The following is a 14,202-nucleotide window of genomic DNA, read 5'->3' on the forward strand; positions in this document are numbered from 1 at the left end:
AGAACGATGGCCAACAACTTGTTCGAAGGCAGGAAAGCTGGCGACAGTGAGATTACCGAAGTGAGCGATCTTTCCGCCCGGCCAGCCAAGGCGGGCGCCAGCGACGTCGACATCAATCATCACCGGGTTTCCCGAATCGGCTGGTTGGTCCTGGTTCTGGGCTTCGGCGGCTTCATGCTGTGGGCGGCGCTGGCTCCGCTCGACCAGGGCGTGCCCGCCAGCGGCCAGGTGGTGGTCACCGGAAATCGCAAGACCGTACAGAATCTGGGGCCGGGGATGGTCGAGGCGATCCTGGTCAAGGACGGGGATGAAGTCAAGAAGGGCGACGTTCTGCTGCGGCTCGATCCGACGACCGCGCGCTCGCTGCATCAAGTCACCCATAGTCAGTGGCTGGTGGCCAAAGCCACCGAGGCGCGCCTGCTGGCCGATGTGGCGGGGCAATCGGAGATCGTTTTCCCCGCGGAGCTGTTGAAGAGCAAGGACGATTCGCGGGCGGCCAGCGCGATGGCGGTGCAGACGCAGCTTCTGCGTTCCCGGCAGGCGGGACTCCAAGCCGAGCTGGGAGCGATGCAGAATACTCTGGCGGGCCTGCAGTCGTACGCCAAAGGCCTCGAGGCCACGCGACGCTCGAAGGAGGAGCAGGCGCGGCTGCTGCGCGAAGAACTGAAGGGGCTGCGCGAATTGGCGGCCGAAGGCTACCTGCCGCGCAATCGTCTGTCGGAACAGGAGCGCCTGCTGGCGCAACTTAACGGCGCGATTTCCGAAGACCTCGGGAATCTTGGGCGCGCGCAGCAGGGCATCGGCGAAACACGAATGCGCATGGTGGCGCGGCAGCAGGAGTACCACAAAGAGGTGGAGAGTGCGCTGGCGGAGGTGCAGAAGGAAACCACCTCGCTGGAGAGTCGGCTCGAGGGTCTGGCCTTTGAACTGGAGAACACCACCGTGCATGCGCCGAGTGAAGGCATCGTCGTCGGTCTCAGCGTGCATACCGTTGGCGGCGTCTTGGCGCAAGGTACGTTCCTGATGGACATCGTGCCGAAGAACGAGCCCTTGCGAATCGAGGTGCATATTCCCACCGACCTGATCGACAAGGTGCGCTTGGGCCTGCCGGCGGATATTACCTTTCCGGCCTTCAACCAGCGGACGACGCCGCAGATTCCCGGCGAGTTCGTGCAGGTTGACGCCGATGCGACCACCGATCCGCAAGGCAAGGTGCCGCCGTTTTACCGCGGCAAGGTGGTGGTCACGGAAGCCGGCATGAAGAAGCTGAAACTGCACGAAATCAGGCCCGGGATGCCGGCCCAGGTATTCGTCAAGACGGGCGAACGGACGATGCTCAACTATCTGTTCAAGCCCCTCGTCGACCGAATGCACGCCGCGTTGACCGAGGAATGAGCATGCACAACCGCCTTTTCCGGCTCGCTGCCTGCGGCCTGGCGCTGTTGTCGTCGGGCGCCTTCGCTGCCGGTCTCCTCGACGCCTATCGTGCCGCTCGCCAGCACGACCCGGCCTTTCAGGCAGCGCGTTTCGAGCGCGACGCCGGCCAGTACGCGATCGACATCGGGCTCGCCGGCCTGCTGCCGACGGTTTCGATCACGGGCAGCTACGCCAAGAACACCGGTGAGCGGGAGTCGACGCTGGCCGACGTGACGCAGGACCTCGACTACTACGACAAACAGGCGGCGCTGACGCTGCGCCAGCCGCTTTTCAACTACGAGAGCTACGTGCGCTATCGGCAGGGCGGCGTGCAGGCTGCCTACAGCAATGCCGTATTCGATCGCAAGGAGGCGGAGCTGGCGAGCAAAGTGTCAACCGCCTACTTTGAAGCCCTGCTGGCGCTCGAGCGGCTGACGCTGAGCGAGGCCGAAATCGTTGCCTATGGCGCCCAGCGCGAACTGGCCGAACGTCGGCGGCACGGTGGGGAGGGGACGATTACCGAGATCGCCGAGGCCGAGTCGAGGCTCGAGTTTGCCCGCGCCGGCCGTGCCGAGGCGCTCGATCGGGTGGCGGTGACCCGGCGCGTACTGGAAGGCATCACCGGTACGCCGATGAACGATCTATGGGTGCTGCGGCCGGATTTCATTCCGACCGGCATCGTACCAGGCCTGCTCGACGAATGGTCGGCGCTGGCGCAGGAGCACAACCCGGAGATTCGTGCGCGGAGAAAGCTTGTTGAGCTGGCTGGCCTGGAAGTGGACCGCGCGCGTGCCGGCCATTTGCCGCAACTGGATCTGGTGGCGCGGGCGCTGAAAGCCGAGAACGAGACCATCTCGACGCTCAACCAGAAAAGTTCGATCGCCACCGTGGGGGTACAGATCAATATTCCGCTGTTTGCCGGTGGCCGGGTGAACGCCCTGACCGGGCAGGCGATCGCCAATCGCGGGCGGTCGATGGCCGAACTCGACCTTGCCACGAACGACGCCATGGTCGAGGTCAAACGCCAGTTTCTGGCCGTCGAGACCGGTGTTGGTAGAGTGGCTGCGTATCGCAAGGCGGTTGACGCCAGCGTCGTTGCCGTCGAAGGGACCAAGCGCGGGATGCGGGCCGGAATCCGCACCAATACGGACGTTCTTGACGCCGAACGGCAAATGTTTTTTGCCCAGCGCGATCTCGCGCAGGCGCGTTTCGAATTTCTTGCCAGTACGCTACTCTTGAAATCGGCTGCCGGAGTTCTCTCGGAAAAGGATTTTGCTGAGATCGAGGCGCTGCTCGTGCCGCAGTACGAGGGTGGGCGACCGGCACCCGTGTCGGTCAAGCGTTCCGGCGGGCCGTCGTCGTAACGGCGACCAGCGAGCACGAAAAAACGACGAGGCCGGGAGTTCCACGACTTCCACGATTTCTGCGCGGCGCAGGCTTGGTTTGGCATGCGCAAAGCAGTGCTGCCTGTGATCTGCTGATCCTGGGCAGCATGGCTTTGCGCCTCGGGGGGGCAGAGTGCGACTAGGCGGCGAGCGATCGATCACTTTTCGACTGACGCTGCTTTTCGCCACGGTTTCGGCCGCGGTCCTGCTCCTGCTCGGCTTCCTGATCGGCAACTCGGTCGAACGGCATTTCGAGGAGCAGGATATGGAAGTGCTCACCGGCAAGCTGCGCCTGACACAGCACGCTCTCGAAAAAGTGCGTTCCGAAGCCGATCTGGCTCTCGTTCCGGAGCGCCTCGATGATTCGCTGGTGGGCCACTCCGGCCTGGCGATTCTGGTCATCGATCCCGCCGGGAAAACCCTGTTTGCCAGCCACGGCGGGGATTTCCCGCCGGCGCTTCTCGAGCGGGGCGCGCAGGATCCAGCAGCGGAGCGGTTGGCGCCGATGGTCTGGAGAACGCGCACGGCACTGCCCTTGCGCGGGATCGCGGCAGCCGCGCGAACCGGCATCGCCGGTGCGCCGTCGGCCGTCGTCGCTGTGGCCATCGACATTTCCCACCATGAGCACTTCATGGCTGCTTTCAGAACCACCCTGTGGTCGTTCGTGATCCTCGCCGCCGCCTTGAGCGGCTTTCTCGGTTGGGTCGTCGTGCGCCGCGGACTGGCGCCCCTGCAAGCGATCAAGCGCCAGGCAGCGGGTATCACGGCGCAGCGCCTCGATGCGCGGCTTGCTGCCGCCGCCGTGCCGGTCGAACTCGCCGAACTGGCCAGGACGCTGAACGAAATGCTCGCCCGACTCGAAGATTCGTTTCGCCGGCTGTCCGATTTTTCTTCTGATCTGGCGCACGAACTGCGTACCCCGGTGAGCAATCTGTTGACGCAAACGCAGGTGACGCTGGCCAAAGATCGTTCCCTCGACGAGTACCGCGACGTCCTGGCGTCGAACGCCGAGGAGTTCGAGCATCTGGCGCGCATGATTGCCGACATGCTCTACCTGGCCAAGGCGGATAATGGTCTGATCGTTCCCAACCGTGAATCCTTCGAACTGGGTGAGGAGGTCGAACGATTGCTCGAGTTCTACGTCGTGCTGACTGAGGAAAAGGACCTGACGGTGAGTCGGTCGGGGAGCGGCGTGGTTTTCGGCGATCGGCTGATGTTGCGTCGAGCGATCAGCAATCTGCTTGCCAACGCCATTCGTCACGCGCCGGCCGGCGGGTGGCTTGCAGTGCAGGTCGACGCAAGCGATCCTACGCTGATCACTCTGGCGGTGGAAAACTCCGGGGCGACGATTCCGGAGGAGCATCTGGCACGTCTCTTCGACCGCTTCTATCGTGTCGACGCATCGCGCCAGAATCTGGGCGACGGCGCCGGGCTGGGGCTGGCGATTACGCGCTCGATCGCGCGCGCACACGGCGGCGAAGTGCGGGTCAGCTCGCAGCACGAACGCACCCGCTTCGAGTTGCAGCTTCCGGCAGCAAAGGCCAAAGGCGATCGGCCGCTTGACCTGGCTTGATTGCAGGGCGCATGCTGGCGGCGCAGCGGAAGTCTCTGCGCGCTGGCCGCGCGGACGCTGAGAGTGGCAGTTCCTCAATCTATTCAGACAGGAGAACAAAATGCCAACGGATTCCAAGGTGGTCGCGAAAGCAGCCACGAAAGTTGCGTCAGGGAAGGCCAGCCAGGCAGTGCCCGAGAGCGCCGCTACCGGCTTGCGCTATTGCTGTCAGCCCGTGCAGCATCCACGGCAGTTCGACCCCGCGGTCGATGTACTGCGTTCGCGTGCGATATTGGCCGGCGGCAAGAAATGGGTCAACGGAACGCAGTTGACCTACTGTTGTTTCAAGGCCGGGCATGCCGTCGCCAACGCCTGGAAAGGCAAGGCCACCGACATCGAAGAAGTGCGCCAGGCCTTCGCTGCCTGGTTCAAGCTGGGCATCGGCATCAGCTTCAAGGAACTTGCCGAGCCCGAAGACGCGATGCTGCGCATCGGCTTTGCGCCGGGAGACGGCTCGTGGTCCTATGTTGGCCGCGATAATCTGGGGATTCGTGACCCGCTGCAGCGAACGATGAATTTTGGCTGGGCGCTGAACACGACCTACGGACGCGATACCGCACTGCACGAGATTGGCCATGCGCTAGGCCTGGAACACGAGCACCAGAACCCCTTCGCAGGGATCACCTGGGATACCAACGCCGTGCGCAATTATTTTCAGGGGCCGCCGAACAACTGGGATGCGCAGACCATCGAGTGGAACATCCTGCGCAAGATCAGCCCGGGCGAAGTGAAAGGCACCAACTGGGACCCCAATTCGGTGATGGAGTACGCTTTTGGCGCCGGCCTGATCGTCGAACCCGCAGCCTATCGTGCGGGCTTGCAGCCCAAGGGCGGGCTGTCGGCGGCCGACAAGACGTGGATCGTCGAGTCGTATCCGGGGGCTGCTCCGACGCAGAAGATTCCGGAACTCGAAGTCGGCTTGTCGCAAAAGCTGGCGCTCAGGGCCGGCGAAACGCGCGTCTTCGATTTCGCGCCGAAAATGTCGCGGACCTACAGCATCGCCACCTTCGGCAGTGCGGACACGCTGATGGTCCTTTTCGAGGTCCGGAGTACCGGCAACGTGCAGATCGGCGGTGACGACGACAGCGGCAGCGACCGCAACGCGAAAGTCGACATGCGCCTGATCAGGGGGCGCCGTTACCAGATTGGTATCCGCCTGTACTACGCGCAGATGGCCGCCGAAACAGCGGTGATGGTCTGGTAATGGTCTGCTCATCGTCGGGCGGCGTCGCGGATAGGGGTTACCGGCTTCGTCCGCAGCCCGGCGCGTAGATGAGTGGGGCGGGTGCATGCCGATTGCTGGGCGAGGTGCCGGTGCTCATCGTTCACCCGCCAGGAGGGGCGGCGCCTTTACCGACGGTGCTGTGGTTTCACGGCCTCGGCGCAGACAAGGAGTCGCACCTGCCCGAACTGCAGCGCTTTGCCGCGGCAGGCCTGTTGGCGATCGGCGTCGATGCGGTGGGTCACGGGCAGCGACGGCTGCGCGATTTCGAGCAGCAGTTCGCCCGGCCGCCTGAACAAAGGGAGCAGCTTTTCAATACGCTGGTGGCGCAAACGGTCGCCGAGCTGCCCGGCCTGTTCGACGCGCTGGTCGACAGCGGTCTGAGCGATGGGCAGCGACTTGCCGTCGCCGGGGTTTCGATGGGAGGCTGCATCACTTACGGCGCGGCCAGCCGTGATCGCCGCCTGCGTGCGGCGGTTGCGCTGCTCGGCTCGCCGGCCTGGTTGTTTGCGCAAGAGGGCGACGTTCCCGTGGCGCGCTTCTTTCCGACGGCGCTGCTTTCGATTACCGCCGAGAACGACTGCGTTGTTCCGCCGGCAGCGGCACGGACCCTGCACGAAGCGCTGGTGATTCGCTACGCGTCACACCCGGAGCGGCTTGATTACCGGGTCATTGCTGGCGCCCCGCACTTCATGAACGCCGACGACTGGGCCCGCGCGGTGGGTGACGCCAGTGCCTGGCTCGCCCGCTTTGTTTGCCGATCGGTTGGCTGATCGGGCCGGGGCTGCTACGGCGCCGGCGCAGATCGTCTGGTGGCAGCGGCTGGCGGTAGCACGGCGGGCTTCCGGCCGAGAGTCGGCTCAGACGCGCTCGATGATCATCGCCACGCCCTGGCCGACGCCGACGCACAGGGCGCACAGCGCGTAGCGGCCGGAGCGGCGGCGGAGTTCCCAGGTGGCGGTGGCCACCAGGCGGGCGCCGGTCATGCCGAGCGGATGGCCGATGGCAATCGCGCCGCCGTTCGGGTTGACGTGCGCGGCGTTGGTCGGGATCGACAGGTCGCGCAGCACAGCGATGCATTGCGCGGCAAAGGCTTCGTTGATCTCGATGACGTCCATCTGGTCCAGGCGCAGTCCGGTCCTGGCGAGCAGCTTGCGGATCGCGGGCGCCGGACCATAGCCCATGATGCGCGGTGCGACGCCAGCGGTGGCCATGCCCACGACGCGGGCGCGCGGTGTCAGGCCGTGCTTGAGGGCGGCTTCCTCGCTGGCCATGAGCAGTGCGCAGGCGCCGTCGTTGATGCCTGCCGAGTTGCCGGCGGTGACCGTGAGTCCGGGACCGTTGATTCCTTCGCGCTTGGCCAGTCGTGACAGGGTCATGTCCGGCCGTGGGTGTTCATCGGTGCTGATGACGTTCGAGCTGCCTTTCTTCTGCGCCAGGCGGACCGGGATGAGCTCGTCGGCAAAGCGCTCGGCTTCGTGCGCGGCACCCCAGCGTTGTTGCGAGCGCAGGGCGAAAGCATCCTGGTCGGCGCGCGAAACGCTGAATTTGGCGGCGACGTTGTCGGCCGTTTGCGCCATCGAGTGCGTGTCGTGGAGTTTTTTGAGCAGCGGGTTGACGAAGCGCCAGCCGAGCGTCGTGTCGTGGATCGCGGCGCTGCGCGAGAACGCGCTATCGGCCTTGGGCATCACGAAAGGCGCCCGCGACATGCTCTCGATGCCGCCGGCAATCATCAGCTCGGCTTCGCCGGCCTTTATCGAGCGAGCCGCCAGGCCGATCGCATCCATCCCCGAGGCGCAGAGGCGGTTGACCGTCGTCCCGGCGACTTCGACCGGCAGGCCGGCGAGCAGCCCTGCCATGCGCGCAACGTTGCGGTTGTCTTCGCCGGCTTGATTGGCGCAGCCAAAGATCACGTCATCGACCAGCGACCAGTCCACGCCGGCGTTGCGGTCGATCAAGGCGCGAATCGGCAGCGCAGCGAGGTCATCGGCGCGCACGCCGGAGAGCGCACCGCCATAGCGGCCGATCGGGGTCCTGACTGCGTCGCAGATAAGAGCTTCGTTCATTTACGGGGATTCCTTGAAGTGGTCGAGCGCGTACGCGCTGGTGTCGACCGGGGCTGCGGGGGTTGGCGCAGGCGACAGCAGACGGACGTGTTGCGCGGCGTGGCGTCGACCGTCTGTAGTGAGTGCGGGGGAAGTGCCGGAAGCGACCGTCGAGGTCGAGGCCTCATTGCAGATTTCCTTGAACCGCGCCCGTCATCGGGGCGGCGGTGCCGGTTGACGAGCGGCCTGCGCCGTCGTCGGCTGCGCGTGCTTCGCTTTCGCGCGCCAGGCTCAGGCAGTCGATCGGGCACGCCGAGGCGGCCGGTTTCCGGTTGGATCTATTGCAGGGGTAGGCAAGGGCCGAGTCGGCGAGCGTGAACAGAGAGCGATCGTGACAGGTAGGATGGCCGTCGACCATATCCCGTCGCACGCACATCGTCAATCGCGAGTAAGCCAGGCAAATGCTGATCCCTTGCGGGTCAATCCGTTTGCTGGTCGCGTTACCGCTGCAGATGGCGCTCGCCGGCTGTTCGGCGCGGAGGAGTGCGCGGTCGTGATTGGCGCTCGCGCTGCCAGGCTCAGGCATGAAACATCTTTCGGAAAGGAACCTGGCGCGCAAGGCGGGTCGGTGGCTATTGCCTGTCGCTGCCCGGCGTATGTTTGCGTAACTCGATCAGTGGCTGCACGCCGGGCAGGTCGAAACGTTTGCGGTCCGGCTCGACTGCGCTCAGCGCTTCGGTCTCGACCAGCGTTGCCAGCGAGCGTTGGGTGAGTTCCTGATAGGTCAGCGTTCCTTCGACTTTCCAGGCCATCTCCTGCTCGCTGAGCCGGCGCATGACCTTGGCCGGAACACCGGCGACCAGCGAGCGCGGTGGAACGTCCATTCCGGCTCTGACGAAGGCGCACGCGGCGATGATCGACGACTCCCCGACGACCACGTTGTCCATGATCACCGCATTCATGCCGACCAACGCGTTCCTGCCGATGCGGCAGCCGTGCAGCACGGCGCCGTGGCCGATATGGCCATCCTCCTCGATGATCGTATCGCTGCCGGGGAAGCCGTGCATGACGCAGGTGTCCTGCACATTGACGCCGCGCTCGAGAATCAGGCGTCCGAAGTCGCCGCGCAGGCTGGCACAGGGGCCGACGTAACAGCCGGGCCCGACGATCACATCGCCGATGAGAACGGCAGACGGATGAACGTAGCTGCTGGGATCCACGACAGGAATGATTCCGTCGATGGCGAAAACGCGTGGGCGGTTCATGTGGATGCTCCAGGCAGGGGCCGGCGCCATTCGAGTTCTTGGGGCGATGTACGGGACTCGAACCCGTGACCACTGGAATCACAATCCAGGGCTCTACCAACTGAGCTAACACCGCCACTGATCTGGCGCGCCCGGCGAGACTCGAACTCACGACCCCCGGCTTAGAAGGCCGGTGCTCTATCCGGTTGAGCTACGGGCGCAAGTGCGAGGCTTCCTTGAGAGGATTTCCCGCGAGTACCGCCTGTACCGCTTATTGATGCTGGTGCCACTGGTCGGGGCGGTGGGATTCGAACTCACGACCCTCTGCTCCCAAAGCAGATGCGCTACCAGGCTGCGCTACGCCCCGAGGAAGCGCGCATTCTACAAGCTGGCATCACGGGGGTCAATGACGTCCGGCATGAATTTGATGACCTGGAAATCGCCAGGACGTTTGGCTTTGTGCGCTTCCATGCAGTGCGCCGACCTTGACCGCGCTTTCCGCCTGCGGTATATCGCTGAGAGTGCGTCAAGCGACGGCGGCAGCGGGCGCGGAAAGAACGATTCCTTGATCGTCGTGCCGACGGTCGGTACCTACGAAAACTGAGAAACCTTGGGGAGCGGCAATGGAACGTGAAGCGATGGAGTATGACGTAGTGATCGTCGGCGCGGGGCCGGCAGGCTTGAGTGCGGCGATTCGCCTCAAGCAGCTCGATTCCGAGCTGTCGGTCATGGTGCTGGAGAAGGGCTCGGAGGTGGGTGCGCACATCCTCTCCGGCGCGCTCTTCGAGAGCCGCGCGCTCGACGAACTGCTTCCCGACTGGCAGGCCATGGGTGCGCCGCTGCAGACCCCGGTCAGCGAGGATCAGGTCTATCTGTATCGCAGCGAAACGGCGGCGGTCAAACTGCCCGCTTTCGCCGTCCCGGCACCGATGCACAACGCCGGCAACTACATCATCAGCCTGGGTAGCCTGTGCCGCTGGCTGGCCGAACAGGCGGAAGCGCTGGGGGTCGAGATCTTTCCCGGCTTCGCAGCCGCCGAGCTCCTCTATCACGACGACGCCTCGGTAAAAGGCGTGGCCACCGGCGATCTCGGACGCGACAAGAACGGCGAGCCGAAGGAAGGTTTTCAGCCGGGCCTCGAGTTGCACGCCAAGTACACGCTTCTTGCCGAAGGCGCGCGCGGACAGCTGGGCAAGGAATTGATTGCCAGATACGATCTTGCGGCCGGTGCCACCGCCCAACACTACGGCCTCGGCATCAAGGAACTGTGGCAGATCGAGCCGGCGAAACACCAGGCGGGCCTGGTCGTTCATGGTGCGGGCTGGCCGCTCAGCGAGCACGGCGCCACCGGTGGTTCCTTCCTCTACCACATGGCCGACAATCAGGTCGCCGTCGGGCTGATCGCCGACCTCAACTACGCCAATCCCTATCTCTCGCCGTTCGAGGAATTTCAGCGTTTCAAGTCGCAGGCCCAGATCAGAAAGTATCTGGAAGGGGGCAAACGCCTGTGCTACGGCGCGCGAGCGATTACCAAGGGTGGCCTCAACAGCCTGCCAAAGCAGACTTTTCCGGGCGGACTATTGATCGGCTGTGACGCCGGTACGCTGAATTTTGCCAAGATCAAGGGCATTCATACGGCCATGAAATCGGCGATGCTTGCCGCCGAAACAGTTCACACTGCGTTGCAGGGGGGCGATCAAGGGCACAGCGATCTGCTCGCGTACGAGGAGAACTTCAAGGCTTCCTGGCTGTATGCCGAACTCCACCAGGCGCGCAATTTCGGGCCGGCCTTGCACAAGTTCGGTACTTTCCTGGGTGGCGCCTTCAACTGGGTTGAGCAGAATCTATTCGGTGGCCGCATGTTCTTCACCCTAAAGGACGAGACGAGTGACCACGAACAATTGCAGCCCGCTGCCAGCCATCAGCCGATCGAGTACGCGCGGCCCGACGGCGTCCTGAGTTTCGATCGCCTGTCGTCGGTATTCATTTCCAATACGGCGCACGAGGAGGAGCAACCGGTCCATCTGCAGTTGCTCGACAGCAGCAAGGCGATTGCCGTCAACTTCAAGGAATACGCTTCGCCCGAGCAGCGCTATTGCCCGGCGGGTGTCTACGAAATCGTCGAAGAGGCAGCCGGCCCGCGTCTGCAGATCAATGCGTCGAACTGCGTCCACTGCAAGACCTGCGATATCAAGGATCCGACGCAGAACATCCGCTGGGTGGCGCCCGAAGGAGGCGGCGGGCCGAACTATCCGAACATGTGAGCACTTGGCGCCCGGGCAGGTGCGCCGCTTCTGGCCCTGCCCAGGGGTAGTCCGCGAGGCTGCCGCCCGCTGACTGTCAGCCGGTCGATGCGCGATGCCGGGCAAGCGCCCAGGCCACGTGCTCACGCAGCATCGGCGAGGGGTCATCCTGGCGCGAGGACAGCGCCGCGACGATCGCTGGCGCGCTGGGTGCATTGCCGAGGGCGACAGCGATATTGCGCAGCCAGCGCAGGTGCCCGATGCGGCGAATCGGGCTGCCGGCGAGGCGGGCGTTGAAGTCCTCCTCGCTCCACGCAAAAAGCGTGGTCAAGGGCGTCGCATCGAGACCGTTGCGCACGGCGAAGTCGGGGTCGCCGATGCGGGCGAAACGGTTCCACGGGCAGCACAGTTGGCAGTCGTCGCAGCCGTAGATGCGGTTGCCGATCAGCGGTCGCAGGACGACCGGAATGGCGCCGTGCAACTCTATCGTCAGATACGAAATGCACAGGCGTGCATCCACTTCGTAGGGGGCAACGATGGCCGCGGTCGGGCAGGCGTCGATGCAGCGACGGCAGTGGCCGCAATGGTCGGCAATCGGCGCGTCGGCGGGTAGCGGCAGGGTGCTGTAGATCTCGCCGAGGAAGTGCCAGGAACCGTCGCGTGTCAGCGACAGCGTATGCTTGCCGCGCCAGGCGATGCCCGCCTGACGGGCGAAGTCGGTTTCCATGACCGGCGCCGAATCGGAAAACACGCGGCAGGCAAAGGGCTCTGCCAATTCCAGGGAGGCAACTTCCTGACGCAGGAAGTCGGCAAGTTTCTGCAGCCGCTGCCGGACGGTCTTGTGGTAGTCCCGGCCGAGTGCGTAGCGCGAGACATAGGCCAGCTGCCCATCGTCGAGCACCGCTTGTCCGTCGACAGCGGCGGGCCAGTAAGGCAGCCGTACCGAAATGACCGACAGCGCGCCCGGCAGCAGGAGCTGCGGCGTCGCACGCAGGGCCGCATGTTTAGCCATATAATCCATTTCGCCGTGCCGGCCCAGCGCAAGCCAGCGCATCAGCCACGGCGCCGCCGCTGCCACATCGGCCCTGGCAATGCCGATCGAGGCAAAGCCGAGTTCCTGACCCAAGTCCTTGATTTTTCGCGCCACTTTGGCGTAAGTAGCGTGCTGGTCGGCGACGCCGCCGTCGGCGCCTGTTTGGGAGTTCCCTTCTTGCATAGCAGCGATGATAACCAGTCGGCTCTCAGCCTGCATCTTCCAGACGATGCGGCGACCGCCAGCCTTGGCCGCCGACTGGCGCCCCTGCTGTCGCCGGGGATGGTCGTCTGGCTCGACGGCGACCTTGGCGCCGGGAAAACTTCGCTGGTCCGCGCCATGCTGCACTTGCTCGGCCATGTCGGTCCCGTCAAAAGCCCTACGTATACACTGGTTGAAATTTATGTGATTTCGAGGATATACTGGTATCACTTTGATTTCTATCGGTTCAAATTTCCAGAAGAGTTCGTGGATGCAGGGCTTGGCGAGTATTTCCGTGACGATGCCGTGTGCTTGGTCGAGTGGCCGGACAAGGCTGCAGGCCAGGTGCCTGCGGCCGACCTCGTCCTTGTCTTCCATATTTGCACGAACGGTCGGACGCTGGATGTCGTTGCGAATACCGAGGAGGGACAAAAATGTCTGAAAGCGCTGAAGAGCGGTTGGCAGGACGCCGGCGACTGATCAAGTTTGCCGGTGCTTCGCTGTTTCTGACAGTCAGCCCCGTATCGCGAGCTTCCGCCAACAGAAGTCCAGGCGTTCTTGCCGTTCGCATCTGGCCGGCACCAGAATATACGCGCGTGACGATCGAGCTCAGCGCGCCATTGAAGTACACCCATTTCACGGTGAAGAATCCAGACCGCCTGGTCGTGGACCTGGAAGGTATCGAGTTGACCAGCGTGCTGGAGAGCCTTTCCAGGAAAGTGCTGCCGGACGATCCCAACATCAAGCTGGTGCGCGCCGGGCGTTACAAGCCGGGAGTTGTTCGCCTGGTGATGGAACTCAAGACAGAGGTTGCACCGCAGGTTTTCGAACTGGCTCCGGTGGGCGACTACGGGCATCGCCTGGTCCTTGACGTCTATCCTTCGACGCCGCCAGACCCCTTGCTTTCGCTTCTCGACAGCAAGGATTGGCAGGCGCCGGTCGAGAACCGGTCCGGGATCACCGCCGAGACGCGTGCCGACGCGATCGCCGAGGCCAAGGCAGACGCGAACTCGCCCCAGCTCGCCGAGCCCCGGCCGGCGAGCAAGAGTCGTGGCCGGCCGGTTATCGATCGCCTGGTGACGATCACCCTCGATCCGGGCCACGGTGGCGAGGATCCTGGCGCCATCGGGCGCGGTGGCAGCTACGAGAAGCACGTCACGCTGGCAGTGGCCAAGCGCTTGCGGGCGAAGATCGCGGCCCACCCCAACATGCGCGCCGTCCTCACCCGCGAGTCCGACTTCTTCGTCCCCTTGGGCGATCGCGTGCGGAAGGCGCGTCGCATCCAGTCCGATCTCTTCGTTTCGATCCATGCCGACGCCTTTGTCAGGCCGGACGCCAATGGGTCGTCGGTGTTCGTTCTTTCCGAAAGCGGGGCGTCGAGTTCGGCGGCGCGTTATCTGGCACAAAAGGAAAACGCTTCCGACCTGATTGGCGGCGTCAATATCGATACCAAGGATCCGGTCCTGGCGCGTACGCTGCTTGATCTGTCACAGACAGCGACAATCAGCGATAGCCTCAAGCTCGGCAAGGCGGTCCTCGGGGAGATTGGCGGTATCAACCGCTTGCACAAGGCAAGCGTCGAGCAGGCTGGTTTCGCCGTTCTCAAGGCGCCCGACATTCCGTCGATCCTCATCGAAACCGCCTTCATCTCGAATCCGGAGGAGGAAAAGCGCCTCAACGACGACGCCTACCAGGATAAGCTCGCCGAGGCAATTTTCTCGGGAATCAAGAAATACCTGGCCATGAATCCGCCGCTGGCCAAGTCAACGCTGGCTCGACTTGATTAGTCTGACCTCTCCTC

The 14,202-nt window shown here is 64.0% G+C and carries 12 protein-coding genes and 3 tRNA genes; 8 read left to right on the plus strand and 7 right to left on the minus strand.

Annotated features, from left to right (window positions below; genetic code table 11):
- The first annotated feature begins 6 nt into the window (after positions 1-6).
- The 5 genes from QZ634_RS02430 to QZ634_RS02450 all read left to right on the plus strand — a co-directional run bounded on the left by QZ634_RS02430 (position 7) and on the right by QZ634_RS02450 (position 6,408).
- Positions 7-1,395 (plus strand): HlyD family type I secretion periplasmic adaptor subunit, encoded by a 1,389-nt coding sequence (locus tag QZ634_RS02430; protein ID WP_291985261.1) that lies wholly within the window; start codon positions 7-9, stop codon positions 1,393-1,395.
- A gap of 2 nt (positions 1,396-1,397) precedes the next feature.
- Positions 1,398-2,780 (plus strand): TolC family outer membrane protein, encoded by a 1,383-nt coding sequence (locus tag QZ634_RS02435; protein WP_291985263.1) that lies wholly within the window; start codon positions 1,398-1,400, stop codon positions 2,778-2,780.
- A gap of 154 nt (positions 2,781-2,934) precedes the next feature.
- A complete protein-coding gene (locus QZ634_RS02440; RefSeq protein ID WP_291985265.1) occupies positions 2,935-4,374 on the plus strand; it encodes a heavy metal sensor histidine kinase in 1,440 nt (479 codons plus the stop codon).
- A 100-nt stretch (positions 4,375-4,474) separates the two neighbouring features.
- The gene (locus QZ634_RS02445) at positions 4,475-5,617 is read left to right on the plus strand and encodes a M12 family metallopeptidase (RefSeq protein ID WP_291985267.1); all 1,143 of its coding nucleotides are present in this window, start codon (positions 4,475-4,477) and stop codon (positions 5,615-5,617) included.
- Between the two features lie 68 nt (positions 5,618-5,685).
- Positions 5,686-6,408 (plus strand): dienelactone hydrolase family protein, encoded by a 723-nt coding sequence (locus QZ634_RS02450; RefSeq protein ID WP_291985269.1) that lies wholly within the window; start codon positions 5,686-5,688, stop codon positions 6,406-6,408.
- An 87-nt stretch (positions 6,409-6,495) separates the two neighbouring features.
- Here QZ634_RS02450 and pcaF read toward each other — a convergent pair whose 3' ends face one another.
- From pcaF to QZ634_RS02480, 6 genes are all read right to left on the minus strand, one after another.
- Entirely contained in the window at positions 6,496-7,701 is a 1,206-nt protein-coding gene (gene pcaF, locus QZ634_RS02455) for a 3-oxoadipyl-CoA thiolase (protein ID WP_291985271.1), read from the minus strand.
- A gap of 163 nt (positions 7,702-7,864) precedes the next feature.
- Positions 7,865-8,266 (minus strand): hypothetical protein, encoded by a 402-nt coding sequence (locus QZ634_RS02460; protein ID WP_291985272.1) that lies wholly within the window; start codon positions 8,264-8,266, stop codon positions 7,865-7,867.
- A gap of 46 nt (positions 8,267-8,312) precedes the next feature.
- Positions 8,313-8,945: a phenylacetic acid degradation protein PaaY gene (paaY, locus tag QZ634_RS02465; RefSeq protein WP_291985274.1), complete on the minus strand. Its 633-nt coding sequence runs from the start codon at positions 8,943-8,945 to the stop codon at positions 8,313-8,315.
- A 39-nt stretch (positions 8,946-8,984) separates the two neighbouring features.
- A tRNA-His gene (locus tag QZ634_RS02470) sits at positions 8,985-9,060 on the minus strand.
- 8 nt (positions 9,061-9,068) lie between these two features.
- Positions 9,069-9,145, minus strand: a tRNA-Arg gene (locus tag QZ634_RS02475).
- A 69-nt stretch (positions 9,146-9,214) separates the two neighbouring features.
- Positions 9,215-9,291, minus strand: a tRNA-Pro gene (locus QZ634_RS02480).
- A 256-nt stretch (positions 9,292-9,547) separates the two neighbouring features.
- On the opposite strand from QZ634_RS02480, the gene QZ634_RS02485 reads away from it, so the two are divergent.
- Positions 9,548-11,188, plus strand: coding sequence for an electron transfer flavoprotein-ubiquinone oxidoreductase (locus tag QZ634_RS02485; RefSeq protein ID WP_043570195.1), 1,641 nt, complete (start codon positions 9,548-9,550; stop codon positions 11,186-11,188).
- 76 nt (positions 11,189-11,264) lie between these two features.
- Here the strand turns inward: QZ634_RS02485 and queG are convergent, their stop codons facing one another.
- On the minus strand, positions 11,265-12,395 hold the full coding sequence (queG, locus tag QZ634_RS02490) for a tRNA epoxyqueuosine(34) reductase QueG (RefSeq protein ID WP_291987961.1): 1,131 nt from the start codon (positions 12,393-12,395) through the stop codon (positions 11,265-11,267).
- On the opposite strand from queG, the gene tsaE reads away from it, so the two are divergent.
- Positions 12,330-12,881 (plus strand): tRNA (adenosine(37)-N6)-threonylcarbamoyltransferase complex ATPase subunit type 1 TsaE, encoded by a 552-nt coding sequence (tsaE, locus tag QZ634_RS02495; RefSeq protein WP_366145351.1) that lies wholly within the window; start codon positions 12,330-12,332, stop codon positions 12,879-12,881. The two genes, queG and tsaE, sit on opposite strands and share 66 nt — an antisense overlap.
- The gene (locus tag QZ634_RS02500; RefSeq protein ID WP_291985278.1) at positions 12,836-14,188 is read left to right on the plus strand and encodes an N-acetylmuramoyl-L-alanine amidase; all 1,353 of its coding nucleotides are present in this window, start codon (positions 12,836-12,838) and stop codon (positions 14,186-14,188) included. Before tsaE ends, QZ634_RS02500 begins: the two co-directional genes overlap by 46 nt.
- Positions 14,189-14,202: the final 14 nt, after the last annotated feature.

This window comes from Candidatus Accumulibacter sp. ACC007 (assembly GCF_907163205.1).
Lineage (GTDB): Bacteria > Pseudomonadota > Gammaproteobacteria > Burkholderiales > Rhodocyclaceae > Accumulibacter > Accumulibacter regalis.